14 protein-coding genes are annotated in these 18,425 nt (G+C 38.2%); 5 read left to right on the top strand and 9 right to left on the bottom strand.

All coding sequences use genetic code 11. The annotated features are described in order from the left end of the window. Positions 1–3 precede the first annotated feature (3 nt). The 3 genes from AB8P06_RS11190 to AB8P06_RS11180 are packed head-to-tail and all read right to left on the bottom strand — an operon-like array spanning position 4 to position 5,237. The gene (locus tag AB8P06_RS11190) at positions 4–1,320 is read right to left on the bottom strand and encodes a lysine N(6)-hydroxylase/L-ornithine N(5)-oxygenase family protein (protein ID WP_369841601.1); all 1,317 of its coding nucleotides are present in this window, start codon (positions 1,318–1,320) and stop codon (positions 4–6) included. Further along, positions 1,298–3,739: a GNAT family N-acetyltransferase gene (locus AB8P06_RS11185; RefSeq protein WP_369841599.1), complete on the bottom strand. Its 2,442-nt coding sequence runs from the start codon at positions 3,737–3,739 to the stop codon at positions 1,298–1,300. The genes AB8P06_RS11190 and AB8P06_RS11185 overlap by 23 nt, the downstream gene beginning before the upstream one ends. Continuing rightward, a complete protein-coding gene (locus AB8P06_RS11180) occupies positions 3,711–5,237 on the bottom strand; it encodes a pyridoxal phosphate-dependent decarboxylase family protein (RefSeq protein WP_369841597.1) in 1,527 nt (508 codons plus the stop codon). Before AB8P06_RS11180 ends, AB8P06_RS11185 begins: the two co-directional genes overlap by 29 nt. A gap of 214 nt (positions 5,238–5,451) precedes the next feature. On the opposite strand from AB8P06_RS11180, the gene AB8P06_RS11175 reads away from it, so the two are divergent. Beyond that, a complete protein-coding gene (locus tag AB8P06_RS11175; RefSeq protein ID WP_369841594.1) occupies positions 5,452–6,546 on the top strand; it encodes a Fe(II)-2OG oxygenase family protein in 1,095 nt (364 codons plus the stop codon). Positions 6,547–6,641: 95 nt separating this feature from the next. Here AB8P06_RS11175 and AB8P06_RS11170 read toward each other — a convergent pair whose 3' ends face one another. The 4 genes from AB8P06_RS11170 to AB8P06_RS11155 all read right to left on the bottom strand — a co-directional run bounded on the left by AB8P06_RS11170 (position 6,642) and on the right by AB8P06_RS11155 (position 10,298). Next, positions 6,642–7,163, bottom strand: a complete 522-nt coding sequence (locus AB8P06_RS11170) for a GNAT family N-acetyltransferase (protein WP_369841591.1) — start codon at positions 7,161–7,163, stop codon at positions 6,642–6,644. A 192-nt stretch (positions 7,164–7,355) separates the two neighbouring features. Continuing rightward, positions 7,356–8,054 carry a DsbA family oxidoreductase gene (locus tag AB8P06_RS11165; protein WP_369841589.1) on the bottom strand — a complete coding sequence of 233 codons (699 nt, stop codon included), beginning with the start codon at positions 8,052–8,054 and terminating at the stop codon, positions 7,356–7,358. A gap of 70 nt (positions 8,055–8,124) precedes the next feature. Next, positions 8,125–9,288, bottom strand: coding sequence for an MFS transporter (locus tag AB8P06_RS11160; protein ID WP_369841586.1), 1,164 nt, complete (start codon positions 9,286–9,288; stop codon positions 8,125–8,127). Positions 9,289–9,290: 2 nt separating this feature from the next. Then, complete coding sequence (locus AB8P06_RS11155; protein WP_369841583.1) at positions 9,291–10,298, bottom strand: alpha/beta hydrolase; 1,008 nt, start codon at positions 10,296–10,298, stop codon at positions 9,291–9,293. Between the two features lie 91 nt (positions 10,299–10,389). Here AB8P06_RS11155 and AB8P06_RS11150 point away from each other — a divergent pair, with 91 nt between their 5' ends. After that, complete coding sequence (locus tag AB8P06_RS11150; RefSeq protein WP_369841580.1) at positions 10,390–10,764, top strand: winged helix-turn-helix transcriptional regulator; 375 nt, start codon at positions 10,390–10,392, stop codon at positions 10,762–10,764. A gap of 42 nt (positions 10,765–10,806) precedes the next feature. Here the strand turns inward: AB8P06_RS11150 and AB8P06_RS11145 are convergent, their stop codons facing one another. Next, entirely contained in the window at positions 10,807–11,991 is a 1,185-nt protein-coding gene (locus tag AB8P06_RS11145; RefSeq protein WP_369841578.1) for an MFS transporter, read from the bottom strand. Positions 11,992–12,123: 132 nt separating this feature from the next. Then, positions 12,124–12,753 carry a CatA-like O-acetyltransferase gene (locus AB8P06_RS11140; protein WP_369841575.1) on the bottom strand — a complete coding sequence of 210 codons (630 nt, stop codon included), beginning with the start codon at positions 12,751–12,753 and terminating at the stop codon, positions 12,124–12,126. Positions 12,754–12,966: 213 nt separating this feature from the next. Here AB8P06_RS11140 and AB8P06_RS11135 point away from each other — a divergent pair, with 213 nt between their 5' ends. From AB8P06_RS11135 to AB8P06_RS11125, 3 genes are all read left to right on the top strand, one after another. Further along, positions 12,967–14,070, top strand: coding sequence for an AraC family transcriptional regulator (locus AB8P06_RS11135; RefSeq protein WP_369841572.1), 1,104 nt, complete (start codon positions 12,967–12,969; stop codon positions 14,068–14,070). A gap of 163 nt (positions 14,071–14,233) precedes the next feature. Beyond that, positions 14,234–17,083, top strand: coding sequence for a TonB-dependent receptor (locus AB8P06_RS11130; RefSeq protein WP_369841569.1), 2,850 nt, complete (start codon positions 14,234–14,236; stop codon positions 17,081–17,083). A 15-nt stretch (positions 17,084–17,098) separates the two neighbouring features. Continuing rightward, complete coding sequence (locus tag AB8P06_RS11125; RefSeq protein ID WP_369841566.1) at positions 17,099–18,310, top strand: Ca2+-dependent phosphoinositide-specific phospholipase C; 1,212 nt, start codon at positions 17,099–17,101, stop codon at positions 18,308–18,310. Positions 18,311–18,425: the final 115 nt, after the last annotated feature.

Below are 18,425 nucleotides of genomic sequence, written 5' to 3'. Positions count from 1 at the left end.
TTATTAGATATTTGCGGTTGGTAAAGAAGTGTATTTTTCCACATCGAAATCCTGGAAGGCGATTTTTCTTTCGATTTTATAATGTTCTCTTCCGAGAATATCATTGATGATGTAAGAATTGCGGTAGGCAGCCATTCCCAGATCAGTTGAAATATAGCTGTGGGTATGCACTTCGGCGTGAAGTACATAAATTCCGTTTCCGTCAAGGTCTATCGTATAATTCCTGTTAATATCATACAATCCGGCCGAATCCCTTTTAATTCTCGACTGTATATTTTTCAGGAATGAAGGCTCATGATAACGGTATCCCGTTCCTAAGATCAGATAATCGGCTTCCTGGTCATAAGGTACATCCTGTTCCAGCTGGGTAAATTCAAGATTCAGATAATCAGGGTTTGTGTTGTCTACCCTGTTTAACTGGCTGTTTGGGATAATTTTTAATTTAGGATCGGCATTGTCAATACTTAAATCATAAATAAAATCGTAAATATCATTGATCAGATCGTAGTTGATTCCTTTAAACTGGCTTTGCTGCTTGCTTAAAATCTCTTTTCGTGCAGTTTCCGAGCGGTTATAGAAATAATCCACATAATCAGGAGAAGTCAGCTCCAATGTCAGCTTTGAATATTCCATCGAGAAAAAGCGATCCGGACGGGAATACCAACCCAAATCTGTATCTTCACTTCTGCTTTGTAGCAGATCATAAAATACTTCTGCTGCACTTTGTCCTGAACCTATAATCGCTATCTTTTTACCTTTAGACAAGAGCTCTTCTTTACGGTACAGATAATTTCCGGTATGCAGAATACGTGGATCATCTTTAGGAATAAATGACGGTACGGAAGGCTGCGTTCCGGTTCCCAATACCAGTCTTTCAGTTTTGTAAACCAGGGTTTCCTTAGTTTTTGTATGATAGGCGGTGATGATGTAAAGCCCGTCCTCATATTCAATATCAGTCACCTGAGTTGAAAACTGACATTGCGGAAGCTGTTCCACGACCCACTGACAATACCGGTTATACTCCTTTCTGGGGATAAAAAAGTTTTCCCTGATAAAGAACTGATACAGCCTGTCTGTCTGTTTAAGATAATTCAGAAGACTCAAGGGATTCGCAGGATCAGCCATCGATACACAATCACACAGAAACGGTGTCTGCAGGGTTACATGATCGATCATCAATCCCGGATGCCAGTTAAAGCTGTCTCTCTGATCCAGGAAAAGGGTTTTCAGTTCTGTAATCGGATTACTCAATGCGGCAAGTCCCAGATTAAATGGGCCGATTCCGATTCCAATTAAATTATATACTTGTTCCTTGCTCATGTTCCGTGATTTTCGTGGTGATTTTTACGTCGTTATTTTGCGGGAATTTTTCCCAGTACCATTCTCTGTAACAAAAATTGAGATTGGCTTTTTTGTGTGGCATTTCGATTACTTTCTCGATTTTGAAACCAACATGGGCCTTATTCATCATCGATGCAAATGAATCTACAGAACCTTCGCCGACCATTTTACCGACCTCAGGCTGTGCAAATACATAATCTACCATAGACTGGGTGGAGGGTGACACATATTTTTTCTTAGGATCTACCGGAGCAATAAACTGATGGGTTCCGTAATCAGTCGGCAGAACATCATAGTAATCGCCTACAATATCCTTTGAAGCCCAATAAACTTCAATATTGCATGAAGGTTCACCATTGCTCAGGATAATATAGCTGTGGGCTTCATCTCCCGGTAACATGATGCGGTAATAAGTTTCAAGCTCATCAATAGGCCAGTTCATCTGCCAGATTTTAATCGCATGTTCACGGTTAAACCATTCGTGCAACATTTTGAGGTCATTTTCAAGATCGATGGGACGCATGCTGATAGTAACATCTTCTTTCGGGAAGTAACGTTTGAAAAACACATCATTTCCTTTAGGCTGTATCAGTTGATCTGAAAAGAAATATTTATGAAACAGATTCGGGATCCGGGCGTATGAAAGTGCAGCTGCATTGGCTCCGCCATCCATATCCAGAACGGCTGATTTAAGATTTGATTTTGTTCCCCAATATCTTCTGTTCAAAGCATAATGAGTGATGCCTGAAGGATTGGATTCATGCAATTTTTCGAATGCTTTGTAGGTAATATTGATAAGCTTTCTCTCCTTTATCCAGCCTGTTTTCCCTAATGAAGCAATCAGAGCTGACAGGTTGCTTACCAACAAATGATGGGAAATAATATCCAGAAGACGTTCATTTCTGATGAAAAGCTCTTCAATTTCCGGATGTTCTTTAATCAGATCCTGATACTGTTCCCTGTTGCTTTCTTTTAGCAAGTAACCTTGTCCGTCTCTTACAAAAAGAGTTTCAGGCAAAAGATGATCATCAAGGCCGATCATTAAATTCTGCTGATGGACTTCAGGGGCCATTCCGTAGCGGCTGAACAGATGATTTAACGGAGCTATCAACAGTCTGATATATTTTTCAAACCATATTGTTATTGCTTCTTCCGGATCTTTTCCTAAACGGTCTGAAACATCTTTAAAAAATCGTCGGATAAAAGTATAGTCATCAGCAGGCTCATCCTGACACAATCTTGCCAACAGTAATACTTTGTCTTCCGGCAAAAACGGATTTTCACGGATCAGCAGATTAAGGCTGTCAATATTTTTGTCATTATTGTGTACGCTTACTGCTCCCGGCTCTAATAATAATTTAAAGTGATTGAATTCTTTTTCAAAAGAAGCTTTAAAATTCTGCCACCACAGAGAGGAAGCATATCCTCTTTTTAGATCTTTTTCACTGTTGATTCTCACGGAACCTGTTAAAAGAACATGCAGTGAAAATTTCAGCATCCAAGGAGCATCAGCTTTGTAAAGGGTTCTTATTGACGAGGTTGAATGAAAACTTTCGCCCGATGCCCCGATGTAGATTAGCTTCCGGGATTCAATCATCTGAGAATATTCTTCGTTTGAAAGGATATAATTTGCTTCCCACGGATGACAGGGAATACAGTAAAAATCGGAAATTTTTTCACCGTCTTTGAGAAGGTTTTGTTCAAAACCATCGGGTAATGAAGCTATATTTTCCAGGATTTCCTTTAAAGGTGTCTTTAGAACAGAGCTTTCTTTAATAGAATTTTTATCTGCTAAAAAATATTCCAGCTGGATTTCCTGATTGAATTCCGGCCCGAATTGAAATTGTTCTTCCTTAGAAAAGCCCATTCTCGATTTTGTGAACGGATGCAGGTTATGTCCCACAGGAAGCTGCTGTTCCGATTCTAAAAAAGAACAGGATAACGGCTTTTTTTCTTTTGCACAGGCTGCCAGAGTAAATTCAAGATTTTTTATGCTGCTGTGGATTCTTTCTGTAAATCTTTGGAATCCGGATTCATTGAAACTTTCAGAAAATTCTTTATAAACCAGTTGGATCAGTTGATCAACGTCCGGTTCAGAAACTTTTTCATTTTTATGATCAACGATCCGTAGCGGAAATCCATAGTCGTGAAAAGCGCTTTCAGAGCGATAGGAAACCGGCGCAAACAAAAAGATTTCACTTTGTTTTAATTCAAATCTGACGTGAAGCGGATACTTGCTATCCTGTAATGCCTGAGCAGTCAGTTTATCATACTTTGGAACGCCCTCGTAGAATTTTCCGTTTCCAAGCTCCCTCAACATTCCGTTTAACAGAATGCGGAAAGTAATGTCCTGCGCTCTTTCTTTAAACTTACTTGTCTGTACTAAAGTCTTCTCCATGTGATTTGATTTTGTTTAAAATTTGATGAACATCTTCTGTTGTCGTGATCGGATTGAGGAAAGTGAATTTCAGATAAAGGTTTCCGTCAACTTTAGTGCTTGCCACAAGGATTTCACCGCTGTAGAACAACTTCATTTTAATGAACTGGTTAAGAGCATTCAGATCCTCAATATCAGTCCTCATATATCTGAATACCAATACACTTAAATCGGTATCGGATAAAAGCTCAAATTCAGGATCTTCCGTAATCATTTCTGCTACGTCCTTGGTAAGATCAATCACTCTGTCCGTATATTCCGCCAATTGCTCCTGCCCCATCATTCTCAGTGTGAACCATAGTTTTAAGGCATCAAACCGCCGTGTACTCTGGATAATGGATTTGTTGATCTGCGCAGGAATTTCTTCTTCATCCATCTCTTCCGGGTTCAGGTAGTCGGCATGGTGTTTCAGGATTCGAAGCTCTCTTTTATTTTTAACAATAAATGCACTGCTGCTGATGGGCTGGAAAAAAGATTTATGATAATCTATCGTTACAGAATCTGCACGCTCTATTCCGTTAAGCAGATGTCGGTATTTGTTACTCAGCAGTAATGCACAGCCATAAGCCGCATCCACATGCATCCAGATATTGTGCTGTTCGGCAATATTGGCGATGTCTTCCAATGGGTCAACATTTCCGAAATCTGTGGTTCCTGCTGTAGCAATAATTCCGATCGGGATATTTCCCAACAGGATTTCCCGTTTCATATATTTTTTAAGCAGGGTGATATCCATGCGGAATCGTTCATCTGTAGGGACTTTCACAATAGATTTTTCGCCCAGTCCCATAATAGATGCATTTTTCTGATTGCTGAAATGTGCTTTATCTGAAATGAAAATTCTGAAACGTCCTGCTTCAGGAGGAAGTCCGTCCAGTTTGATATTATGGTTTAAGTTTTTCTGAGAAAAGCAGTCTCTCATCATCACCAGTCCCATTAAATTACTTTGTGATCCGCCGGCTGTAAAAACGCCATCGCTTTCATCAGGATTATAACCCAGTTTTTCTGCCGTCCAGTCGATCAGCTTTCTTTCCATAAAAGTACCGCCAGCGCTCTGATCATAGGTGTCCTGGGAAGAATTGATGGCACTGACAAGGATTTCTCCTGCCAGAGCCGGGATAACAACCGGACAGTTAAGGTGGGCAACATATTGTGGAAGGTGAAATGCTGTCGCATGCTTTACATAGATATCATCTACCTCGTTCAGGAGCTCTTCATAAGAAGAAAGTTTACGGTTCAGATCGATATGATGAACCATCGTTTTCATTTTCTGGGCTTCTATTCCGCTGAATGGTTTGTCGTTTCTGTGAAGAAACTCTCCTACCAGGTCTAAAGTGTCATTAATTGCGGATCGGTAATGATCATAATTATTCTGATGGAAAATGTTATTAAATTTCCCCAATAAGTGAGGTGAAGGACTATTTATCACCTCGCCGAGAGGTATTGTTTCGTTATTCATATATGTATTTGTACTGATGATTGGAAAAATAAGTGTATTTGATTCTTAGTTTGATTTCATAGTTATTTAACACGTATTCAATACGTTAAGTTTTAAAATTTTTCATTTTTTACTTGGATTTTAATTAAGAAGTCATAAATTTGACAACGTTATTGTTATTTAGAATAATTAAAAACAAATATAACAATTTTATCATAACACAAAATTTTTTTTCATGAATTCTTTAAAAACTTTAGAAAGTGACAGTCTTACAGAAGAAAGACTGCTTCCTTACTCCATAGAAATCACTGCTCCCGAACGTAAGCTGATTAAAGAGGCTGCAGAGCATCTTCAGAAAAAATATGGAAGCTTTGAAAACCGTGAATTTGTAACGCATGTCCATCAACTGGCATCTTATTTTTTACCGGAAAGAATCCTCAGTGTGGCAGCTGCTTTTGCCAGTGACTTTTCCAAAGATCAATACGGAGCTGTTATTTTCAAGGGAATGATGGATATTGATCAGGATAAAATAGGAAGCACGCCACCCAACTGGCAGTCGGCTGATTATTCCAAATTCAATTTATTTGGATTTGTTTGCGCATTGTTGCATGGTGCCTTACCTTCCAAGCCTGTACAGTATTTTTCACAGCGTAAAGGCGGAGGGCTGATCCATGCGATAATCCCGGATGAAAAAATGCGCGAAACCCAAACAGGATCGGGGTCGGCAACTGATTTATATGTTCATACGGAAGATGCTTTTCTTAAAAATCAGGCCGATTTTTTAAGCTTTATGTACATCCGTAATGAAGAACAGGTTCCTTCTACACTCTACTCCATCCGTTCCCATGAATCGGTAGAAGAATTCAGGGCTTTATTCAATCCTATCTTTAAAATCCCCAAAGATGCCAATCTGCAGAATGAAGAAGATGAGGAAGCTGCTTTGGATTCTGTATTGTATGGTAATCAGGAACTGCCTTTTATGCGTTTTGATGCTGCTGAACAGTTATTCAATCCCAATATAAAGCAGACTGATCTGGCGCATCACGCTCTGAATAAGTTCTGGGAAGAGGCAAAACATCTTGTGTATTCAGATTTTACTCCGCAGGCGGGAGATGTGATCCTGGTCAATAATCATTTATGTGCTCACGGAAGATCAGCTTTCCGGGCCGGGATAAGAAATATAGACGGTGTGGAATACAGCTGCGAAAGAAGGATCATGCTTCGGATGATGAGTAAGGTAAGCCTGATCGAGATGAGAGGACATACACTTACGGAAGACCCGTTTTTTGTTATAGAAGAACATCTGGGTAAAAACTTTAAGAAACTTTAAAGATCCGGATCTCTGATATTTGATTTTAAATAATAAATCCTTTTTAAACGTTATGCTTAAAAAGGATTTATTTTGTCTGATTATTTTTAATTGAATTATTCTAATGTTTTTTTCATCATCAGGTCGGTCTGTTCATCGGTACCTAATCTGAAAATGTGCTTATCAAATTCAATGAAACCATTTTTCCTGTAAAAGTTCAGTGCTCTGAGGTTTTCTTCCCATACACCCAGCCAGAGATAAGATTTATTTAAATTCTGAGCGGTTTCCAAAGCCTGATCATACAGGAGTTGTCCGACTTTTTTCCCGTGATGGCTGCTCTTTACATAGATACGTTCAATTTCAAGAGATGCATCATCCTGCAATTCCGTCTGTGCTTTTCCTGAATTTACCTTCAGATAACCGACCGGATTGTCTTCTTCCCAGGCAATAAAGAAAAAAGAATCGGGGTTGTTTAATTCGGCTTTTATTTTCTCTGTATTGAAGCTTTTTTCCAGGTATTCTTTCATGGCTTCTTCCGAATTATCTGCTGAAAAGGTTTCAGAAAAGGTCTGTTTTCCGATACTTTGTAAGGTTTCAAGATCTTCATTAGAAGCTTTGTTGATGATGATTGAGGTCATATTTTCTGAGTTAAATAAGAGGTGGCTTCGAGAGCCTCAACCACCTTTGATGTTTATATTTGCTGTAACGCTAATTTATAAAATAAGATTCTAAATGCAATGACAGTTTGGTGAGTTTTAGTCATCATTTGGGTATTTCTTAATGGGCATAAAACAGGTGGCTGAGGCTCTCGAAGCCACCTTTTGGTGTTTTTATATGCTGCAACTGTCAGCGTCACAAGCGTTTTCTCCATTGGAAAGATCTTTGAAGGGAGAAACGGTTTCCTTGTATGTTTGCTGAAGGGCATTTTCAAAAACTTCTACAGGTTGAGCTCCTGAAACGGCATATTTACCATTCAGAACAAAAAACGGAACTCCTGAGATCCCATTGTTTTTAGCCTCGGAAATATCATGATTAACTTCCTGATCGAACTGATCAGATGTTAATACAAGTCTGGCCTCTTCCTTATCGATTCCCAGTTTCCCGGCAAGAGCAGTTAAAGTTTCAATATCCCCAACATTTTTACCTTCAACAAAATGCGCATCAAATAATGCTTCTTCCATTTCTGAAGATTTATTATATTTTTTGGATAAGTGAAGCAGCTTGTGCGCCGGAAAAGTATTGGTAATTAAAGCGGTTTCAAAATTAAAATCAATTCCTGCTCCTTTTCCCATCTGCGCTACCTGGCTGATCATCTGACTGGCCTGAGCTTCCAGAAAACCTTTCTTCTCTCTGAAATAAGTAAGGGTATTTTTAGTTTCCGACGGATCTAAGGTAGGATCCAGCTGAAAACTCTTCCACTCTACTTCTACCTGATCTTTAAACGGGAGCTTTTCCAAGGCCTGTTCAAAATTATTTTTTCCTATATAACAAAACGGACACATGACATCCGACCAAATTTCTATTTTCATTGTTTTGATTTTTAATTATCAATGCAAAGTTACAGATGTTTTTTAATGTAACGAAATGTATTACATTTTATTAAGCCCTGCAGATTGTCAGCTTCTGTTTTCGTTCTATACTGCTTCTTAATGTCATCATTAGAAAGGCAAGCAATCCAAAGATAAAACCAATCCAGGGATTGTATTGAACACCATATGAAACTATAACCCAACCTCCTAGCGTTGTTCCTAAAGTTACTCCTAAATTTCCGAATGAAGTGGCCAGACTATTGGCAAATTCCAAAGAATCGGGAACTGACGAAATCATATAAGTGGATGCATTCAAAAAGCTGAGAGAATATAAAAAGCCCCAAATTCCGATAGTAAAAATAGTTGCCATTAAATTTCCGTCAGAGAAATAAAGCAATACGGGCATAATGATAGTGCCTGAGAGGAAAAATGCCGTTGTACGCACGATATTTTTACTGAGCATTTTTCCGGCTATCCAATTGGCAAACACCCCAATAACCCCAAACAGGAAAAGCATATAACTTACCATGGCAGCATCCATTCCTTTGGCTTTATTCAGATAATCTGCAAAATAGCTGTAGGTAGAAAACCAGGCTGTGATCATAAAAAAATTCATAGCGGTACTGATGATAAAAGTGGGTTGAACGAGTATTTTAAGCTGACTTCCGTAAGATTTTTTCTCTTTAACAGGCATTGCTGGTAACAGAAAGTAAATAATGACCAAGGCGACTAAGCTTACGATAGTCTGGATCATAAATGAATATTCCCAGGACCAGAGACTTGCCACCCACGTCGCAAACGGAACTGTGGTCACCATGGCAATGGCAACACCGCTAAATACAATACTCATCAATTGGTTGCTGTGTTTTTTATCTGCTCCTGAAACCGCTACGGATAACGCTGTGGCAATATAGACGGGCTGCAGGAACGCAGGTAAAACTCTTACCAGCATCAGCAACCAGAACGGAGGTGAAAAAGATGAAACAATTCCTGTAATAAGAAAAATAGAAATGGCTGCAAACATTATTTTTTTACGGTCAAATCCTGATGTCAATAATGTCATAAAAGGTCCGGTAAGAGCAATAATCAGAGCAAAAGCACTGAGTAAATATCCTGCTTTATCAATGCTTATTTTATAGTGATCAGCCATTTGCGGTAAAATTCCGATGACTCCAAATTCAGTGGTGATTACGGCTATAAAGCCTAAACATCCTATGTATGCAAATTTTTTCATTGTTATTGTATGGCTTTGAAATTGTTATTTGTGAAAAGAGTTATTTCATCCACTGCAGATTGTGTTTCCTGCAGCACTCCGCCCATATGCATAAACCCGTGAACCATATTTTTATATGTTTTTGTCTGTACAGAAACTCCTGCGTTTTTCATATTCAGGGCTAACTGCTCACCTTCATCATGTAAAGGATCATGTTCGGCCAATAAGATCAGTGTTGGTGGAACCTCTTTAAAATCTTTTATAAGGACAGGCACTGCTAAAGGATTTTCACGATCCTTTTCTGTAATGTACCAGTTCCAGGCCTGCCTTCCCCATTCTTTATTCAATACGGGGCCATTTGCATAAGTATCCCAGGATTTTGTGCTGAGTGAAGGATCTGTGGCCGGATAGATAAGAACCTGGAATTTTAGTTGATTTCTTAATTGTTGGGTTACAGATACAGCTAAAGCAGCTCCGGCACTGTCTCCTATCACACCTATCTGATGAAGATCAATTCCTAAAGATTCGGCGTGATCTATAAGCCATTTTGTAGCTGCTGCACAATCATCAAGGCCTGCAGGGAAAGGATATTCCGGGGCAAGACGATAATCTACAAATAATACAGCTGCACCTGTTGCATTAGCCAGTTTCCGGACGATTGCATCATGAGTTTCATAGCTTCCTGAAATAAACCAGCCTCCATGGAGGTAAACAACAGCAGGTGATTTTGAACCGGTTTTTCCCTCGGGTCTGTACAATCTGGCGGCGATCTGATGATTTTCCGATGGGATATTAAATTCCTCGATCATGGCTACACTTTCTTTCCTGCCACTTAACTGAAGCGCCATTGTTTCGTAATTTTTACGGCTTATATCTAAGGGATTCTGTCCGTCAAACACTTCTATTTTCTCCAAATGACTTAGAATTTTACTTATTTCGAGTGTTAATTGCATGGGTGTTTTGTTAAGGTTGTTACTACTTTTGCATGAAATAATTCCTGTTATCATGATGGCTCCGATTATTTTTTTCATGTTGATTATTTTTTACAGTGCAAAATTAATTTTAAGCCTTAAATTTGCATCGTACACAGCTAATTGTATGGTACTAACAAATTTGTAAGTAATGGGTAAAAAGAAAGAAAATTCAACGAACAGTATTAATGCACAATATCTTACGGAATGTGATTTGACCTATGCTGTCTGTAAAATTGGCGGAAGATGGAAATTATTAATCTTGTGTAAGCTTGAAGACGGAAAATTACGTTTCAGTGAGCTGCGTGACAGGATTTCCGGGATTACGGAGAGAATGCTTACGCTACAGCTAAGGGAAATGGAAAAAGAAGGTCTGGTAAAAAGAACCGTACATGCTCAGGTACCGCCAAGAGTAGATTATGAATTAACAGAAATTGCATGCGAGCTGATCCCAATCTGGAAACAGCTTGAAAAATGGGGAAGCAAACATCGAAGTATAGTTCAGGAAGTTGATGCCGATAACTGATCCTTCAAACGAAATATAATACAATATTCCTTAACCGGATAATTAAGAAGAAGTACTGTTCACTTTTTGACTGAATAACAGATGGGCAATCAGGGCCAGTAAACCGAAACTTGCTCCTACAAAACAAACCCCATCCCATTGGGCATATTGCCAGGCAACGGAAGCCAGCCAGGTTCCCAATGATCCGCCTATAAAATAGGAAACCATATAAACGGTATTCAGCCTGTTGACCGCATTGGATTTTATTAAAAAATAATTGGTCTGATTCATAATATGGCTCGACTGTACACCTAAATCAACAAGAATAACCCCAACAATCAATCCCCAATAGGTTTCTCCCGCAAAATAAGTGAATGCCCAGCTTCCCAATACAATAAGCAGTGAATAAACAATGATCCGGTTCAGATCCATAAACTTCTGCAGTTTTCCGACTTTAGCTGCTGCCAGAGCACCTACAGCTCCGGCCAGTCCGAAGCTTCCCGCTACGGAAGAACCAGCATTAAACGGAGGTTTCTCCATATGAAAAACCAGTGTAGTAAATAAAGCACACATTGATCCGAAAGCCATTGCTCCCCGGAAGGAAGCGAGCTGTAAAATTGGCTGTGTTTTAGCTAAATGAGCGACAGAACGCATTAACTCTTTATAAGTTCCTTTAAAGTTAGGTTGTAATTCGGGCAGCATTTTGTAAACGGCCAGCCAAACAATAACCATCAATCCTGCTGCAATGCCGAACATGGCTCTCCAGCCCCAGATATCACCAACTATTCCACCGATAAAACGGGACAACAGGATTCCCAACAATAAACCGGACATTACCAGTCCGATATTGGAAGATTTTTCCTTATCAGATGAGAGTTCGGCTGCAATGGGAACAAACAGCTGAGGAATCACCGAAGTCGCTCCGATCAATAAACTGGCTGCATATAACATCCACAACTGATCGGCAAAGGTCATCCATAATAAGGAACCAAAAACCAGAAACAAGTCGATAAGAATTAGCCTTTTCCGGAAAAATTTATCACCCAAAGGAACGATCAACAGCAGTCCCAGCGCATATCCTATCTGGGTAAGAACGGAAATTTTGCTTGCTGCACTTTCAGAGATATGTAAATCGTCAGAAATAAGAGCCAGTAACGGCTGATTATAATAATTATTGGCTACTACAAGTCCTGAAATAATGGCCATCAGCCAGATTACCGTTCGGGAAATGGTGTTGGTAGAGTTCATCTGCATAGTGGAATTTTGCTTCAAATTTAAAGATAGATTGTAAAATTTAGAGGTTATTTCAAATTGTTAATCATTAATGATGAAATTCATTAAATCAATCGGAAACAAACTGTTTTTGCCGGATCATAAAAGTTATATAGCATTAAGCTGTTTCTGGAACTCTTCAAAATACCTCGCAATATGCAATCCGTCTGCCAGACCGTGATGAGCTTCAACAGAAACAGGAAGATATTTCCTTCTGTCCCGGATGCTGAATTTTCCGAAGGTAACTTTCGGAACAGATTCTGTTTTATCAAAATTGGTAGGATGCAGTAAAGCACTGAAAGAATTCCAGGGAATTGCAGAGTGTCTTATGAGATCTTTTCCCAGTCTATCATTATGTATTCTGATGCCGGTAGAATTTTGTACTGCTTCAATTTCTTTTTGTAATTCAGCATTGAAAGTTTCAAAATCTTCTGAAAAAGGAATGTATGAAAAACCAAAAGTACCGTCTGCCCTTGCAATGGTACTTCCTGCATGAATGGTGTCAAACAGGACAATTTGGTCATCGATGATCCGCGTTTTTAATTCATCGACAGAATTGATGGCAATCATGGATTTGTGAAGATAATAGGCAAAAAAAGAATAGCCTTTTGCTTTTACGGTACGATAAGCTTCAGTACAGTCTACCTCAGCCGTAAAGCCGAAATACGGACTTGCCATATTGGAGAAAAAATCAAAATGTTCTTTTCGGTTCCATTTTTCCGGGTCTATGATCTTCATTTTATCCTGATTTATTTTTTGCAAATTTCCGTAAGTTTTCCGGTTTTAAAAAATTGCAGGAACAGAAAGTTGGGTTATTGAATATTTTTTCATGAGCTTTTACCCGAATTCCGGATAATCATTTCAAAATATATTTAACAATATCTTAATTCAATGTTCTATTAAAATTTTACGAAAAAAGATTACTTTTCTGCCAAATTTTATAAATTTATTATGGAAATTTCCGGGGCTTTTTTAGCCGTCATTATAGAAGCTATTCTCTCCTTTTTTCTGATTAAAAAAGAAAAATCAAAGAAAAATCTCTTTTTAATACTTTATATTGTCACGGTAACTTTAGACCTTCTTTGGGAATACTTTATTTTTAATTATGATAATAAAAGTACTTTACTGATAGACGCATACCCTTCAAGTTTCAGGCTTCTGAAGGGACCGCTTTTATTTTTGGCCGGCAGGTGTTTATTAAAGTATCCTATTAACTGGAAGCATTATCTTCATTTTCTTCTTTTCTTTGTGGTATTCATCTGTAATGTTATAGTTCTTTTTATAGGCACGGAATCCCAGAGTTTTCACCGGTTTTATTTATGGATCTTTAAAATTTATCCTTTATACTGGTGCGGTTATCTCATTGCTGCACTTGTCGTACAGATCAGGCATAAAAACAGGGATAATGCATTTCAGATGCTGTTTATCAAATTCTTATGCTTTGTTCTTGCTTCAGTGATCATATATACAGTCTGCATATTCGGAAAATTAGCAGACAAAGAGCTTTTAAGGCTTATCTATACCTTTTCCTTTTTCATTCAGTTTGCTCTTTTGATCAGGCTCAATCAAATAGACAGGCAATTGCCCGGCACAGACCATAAAAATGAAAATATAGTGGTGAATGATGTTCAGGAAACCGTAACCGTTCAGAAAAAAAACATAAAATACAAAACTTCTATACTCAGCAAAGATTATATTGATAATACGAACAGGCAATTAGTAGAACTGCTAAAACACAAAAAAATCTATACCAAAGAAGATTTGAATATGGAAGATATTTCCAATATGATTCATGTTTCTAAGAACCATTTATCCCAATGCATTTCCGAAGGCCTTCAAACAACTTTTTATGATCTTATCAATAAGTACAGGATTGAAGAATTCATTGCACAGATTAATCAAAAGCCGGATTTGCAGATCAGTGAACTTTATTACCAATGCGGATTCAGATCTAAGGCCACCTTCTATAAATATTTTAAACAGGAAACAGGAATAAATCCTAACGATTACAGAAAAAAAATACTCGAAGAAAAAGAATTGGAACCACCTGTTTAATATTTACTGTTTATCTGTTAATAAATAATTAAAATAAGGGAAATTATTTTAAATCAAATAATTACAAGTTCATTTTGTAGAAATAAGTTCATCTCAATACAAATGAACTTTTCAAAATTAAAGTCGGAATAGTTTTGCAGCAAATCAAACTGTACCTGTAAAAATGAAAAAACTGACATCAACTTTGGCCATTGCTCTTTTCTTTGCTTCTATACAATCTTATGCCCAGATTCAGGTAAGCGGAAAGGTGGAAGATTCACAGGGAAGACTCCCGCAAGCTAAGGTTTTAACGAATGATAACAAGATCTTTGTTCTCACAGATAACCAGGGGAATTTCAGCATTACCGTTCCCGAAGGTTCTACTTCAATTATCGTAACTTATGAAGGCTATTCCGATAAGATGATCGAAATACATCCCTCAGCAAATTCAAAAATTGCAGATGTAGGTGTAATTGTTTTAGAAAACAGAGAAAAAGTAAAAAGTATTGAAGGGGTTACCATTACTTCTGCTTACAAACCATCCCAGGCCAGGGCACTGAATATTAAAAAGAATTCAGAAACTATTTCAGATGTATTGGCTTCAGATGCAATTGGAAAACTGCCGGACAGAAATGCTGCTGAAGCCATCCAAAGGCTGCCTGCCGTAACGATTGAAAGGGATATGGGAGAAGGAAGATTTGCTGCCGTGAGGGGAACACCTATCCAGTGGAGCTCATCTACGCTTAATGGAAACAGAATGCCGAGTGCCAGCGGAGATTTTGCCAACAGGGGCTTACAGATGGATATTTTCCCTTCGGAACTGATCCAGTATGTAAAATTATCTAAAACCCTGACTCCTGATATGGATGGTGATGCTATTGGCGGATCCATAGATTTCATTACCAAAACAGCGGTAAACAAAGAAACATTTTCTGTAAACCTTGCTGGTGGCTACGTCAACCAGTCCCAGTCTCCCAGCTACAATGCTTCAGTAGTGTATGGAAATAAAATAACTGATAAGCTTAAATTTATCACCTCTGCCGTTATATGGGACCGGGAAACAGCCATTGATAATTTCCAGATGGTGTATGATTTCAACAATCAGGATAAAGTAAAATCCTTTGCAATCAACCAGTTACAATTGAGAGACTATGTTGCCCGGAGAAGAACATTAGGCTTTAATGGAGCTTTAGATTACCAGATCAATAAAAATAATAAGCTTTATTTCAAGGGATTATACAGCCAGTATATAGATCGGCAATCTGTAAGGGAATCTTATTTTAACTTTAATACTAAAAATGTTCAGCTACAGGCAAGACATGCAGATTATATTACTGATCTGTACTCTTTTGATTTGGGTGGTGAACATACATTATCAGATAAATTGAAATTAGACTGGTCCCTGGTCAATTCAAGGTCAAGTTTCGAATTCAATTCTCCTAAAAACTTAAGCAAAGATGAAAGAGGCTATCCTATTGTGCTTTTCAGACAGGATATGACCTATGGAAATCTTTCAGGTAACGGGCTTAAATATCTGGCCATGGATTCTCCGGACGGTATCGGAGATGCTTCAGATATTGTTTTGCCACATAACTTAAGTGCGCTGGACTCTTCTAAACTTTATTTATATCAAACTATTATCAGCAGGAATAAAAACAGCGAAAGAGATTACAGGGCCCAGTTTAATTTTAAGTATAAGCTTAATGACAAGGTCAATCTGAAAGCCGGAGGAAAACTAATCAATAAAGATAAAGACTTTGCTTCAAGCATTTATGTATGGATGCCTTCAAAACTGTTGGGGATTCCCGGAGCAGCACCTCTTGTGTATCTCAATCAGCTGCAGACGGAAGGTTTTCCTTACAACGGAGGGTTTCTTAATCCCTTAGACAATCCTTACAATAATGTTTTGATCAACCAGATTACAAATGGCCAGATCGACCAGATTTATTCTCCGGAATTTATAGCCGGTAATACGATGTTAAACATTCAGGGAGCCAATACGGCAAGTAACCTTGCTTCCTCCTACTCGGGAAAAGAAAATGTGTATTCGGCTTACGTAATGGGGAATTTCAGGCTGACGGATAAATTTACCATCATCGGAGGAGTGAGAAATGAATATAATGTCACCAATTTCAGAGGAAACAGGGTTGTACAACAGGGAAATGCCACAAGTGCAGAGCCGGTAGAAAAAGAAAACAAGTACAATGCTTTTTTACCGATGGTCAATATGAAGTATAATCTCGATGAAAATACGATTTTCAGGGCATCCTATACCCGATCTTTTGCAAGGCCCGATTTCAGTGATCTGAACCCGGGTTTACAGATCAACGATGCACTTCAAACCATCACAGAAGGTAATGCCGGATTGAAACCAACCTATGCAAGCAGTTTTGACGTGATGTTTGAAAAATACTTTTCCAATCTCGGGATCATCTCTGTAGGAAGCTTCTACAAAAGCCTCAGCAATATCATTTACCAGGACCAGACTACGGAACAAAGAAACGGCCTTACTTATCTTAAAACTTCACCAAGTAACCTGGAACAGGGATGGCTGTTTGGATTGGAAGCCAATTTCAGCAAACGTTTTACAGAACTGCCCGGTTTATTGCAGCATTTCGGGGTTGAAGGAAACTATACCTTTGTAGATTCAAAAACAGAAATACCGGTCTATCAGAACGGAACAACCGTAAATAAAATTGAAACTACCCTGCCCAAACAGGCAAAACATATTTTCAATGCAAGTGTTTTTTATGAAACCGATAAATTGATGATTAGACTTGCCGGAAACTATAAAGGAAAATACCTCAATGCCATCCGTTCTCTGGCCGGACCTGAACATTATCAGTGGTTTGATAAAAACTTTACATTGGATACAACGGCTTCTTATGCATTTTCAAAAAAAATAAGACTGTTTGTAGAGCTCAACAATTTACTCAATGAACCCAACAGATTCTATCACGGAGAAAAAGAAAGAACAGAAAGCGTCTCTTATACAGGTTTCCGTGGACAGGTAGGTGTTTCATTAAACTTTTAATCTAAATATTTCAACATGAAAAAAATAATAATATCCACATTCGGATTATTATCTGCTATGGCTATTGCACAAAGCAAAAAAGAATTCAATGGCTATCCAAAAGATCTTAAAATTAATCAGATCCAGATTCTGGGAACCCACAACAGCTATGCAAAGCCTGTAGATCCAAGAGTCCTTAATCTGGCAACCGGGATTATGGCTAAATTCAAAGATTCATTTTTTGATAGCATGTCTGCTGATGAAAAAGCTAAATTTAAAGAATATCATCCTAACGGATTGGATTTTACCGAAGCACTGAATTATAATCATCCCGATTTTAATGAACAGCTCAATGCAGGTATGAGAAATCTTGAGATAGATGTTTACTATGACCCTACAGGAAACCGATTTAATAAACCTGCTTCTTACGAAATTTTGAAAAAACAGGGCGTAACCGATCTTGCCCCTTATTCTGCTGAAGACTTAGACAAGCCCGGCTTTAAGGTATTGCATATGGCAGATATTGATTTCAGAACCCATTATACAACTTTAAAAAAAGCATTGCAGGCTTTAAAAGACTGGTCTGATAAAAATCCGGATCATATTCCTATTTTCATACAGATAGAGGCTAAAGATTCAGGGCTTCCTATTTTTCCTAACGCTGCCGAAGTTCTGAAGTTTGATAAAAAAGCATTTGATGAGCTGGATCAGGACGTTGTTTCAGTATTGGGAAGGAATAAGATCATTACACCTGATGATGTTAAAGGTAAATATAATACCCTGAATGAGGCTGTACTTCATAACAACTGGCCGACAGTAAATGAATCAAGAGGAAAATTTGTATTCATTTTATTACCATCCAGTGCAGGAATCAGCAATAATGAATCCCCTTATTTAACGGGACATCCGGGACTTAAAGGAAGAATGATGTTCATAGAATCTGCTCCCGGAAAAGATTACTCCGCTTTTATACTTTATGACAATGCAATTGTAAGACAAAGTGAAATTCAGAAAGTAGTAAAAGAAGGCTATCTTGTAAGAACCCGGTCTGATATAGAAACTTATGAGGCCAAAGTAAATGACCGGACAAGAGAAAAAGCGGCATTTTCAAGTGGTGCACAAGTGGTATCGACAGATTTTTTCAGAAAAGGAAATACTTACGGAACCGATTATTATGTAACCCTGCCCGGAGGAGATACCGCAAGGTGCAACCCTGTAAATTCCCCTGAAAACTGTAAGAAAAAGTAACTGTAAGGTACTTCATAAGTCCTGAATATTTAGATGTTCAGGACTTTTTTGTAATTAATGGATTCTGAACTTTAAAATCTGTGATCGCGAGAAACAGAAAAATCAATTTCTAAAA

The organism is Chryseobacterium tongliaonense (assembly GCF_041224435.1).
GTDB lineage: Bacteria > Bacteroidota > Bacteroidia > Flavobacteriales > Weeksellaceae > Chryseobacterium > Chryseobacterium tongliaoense.
The sequence above is the reverse complement of the archived record's forward strand: the minus strand, read 5'-3'. Positions and strand labels throughout refer to the sequence as shown.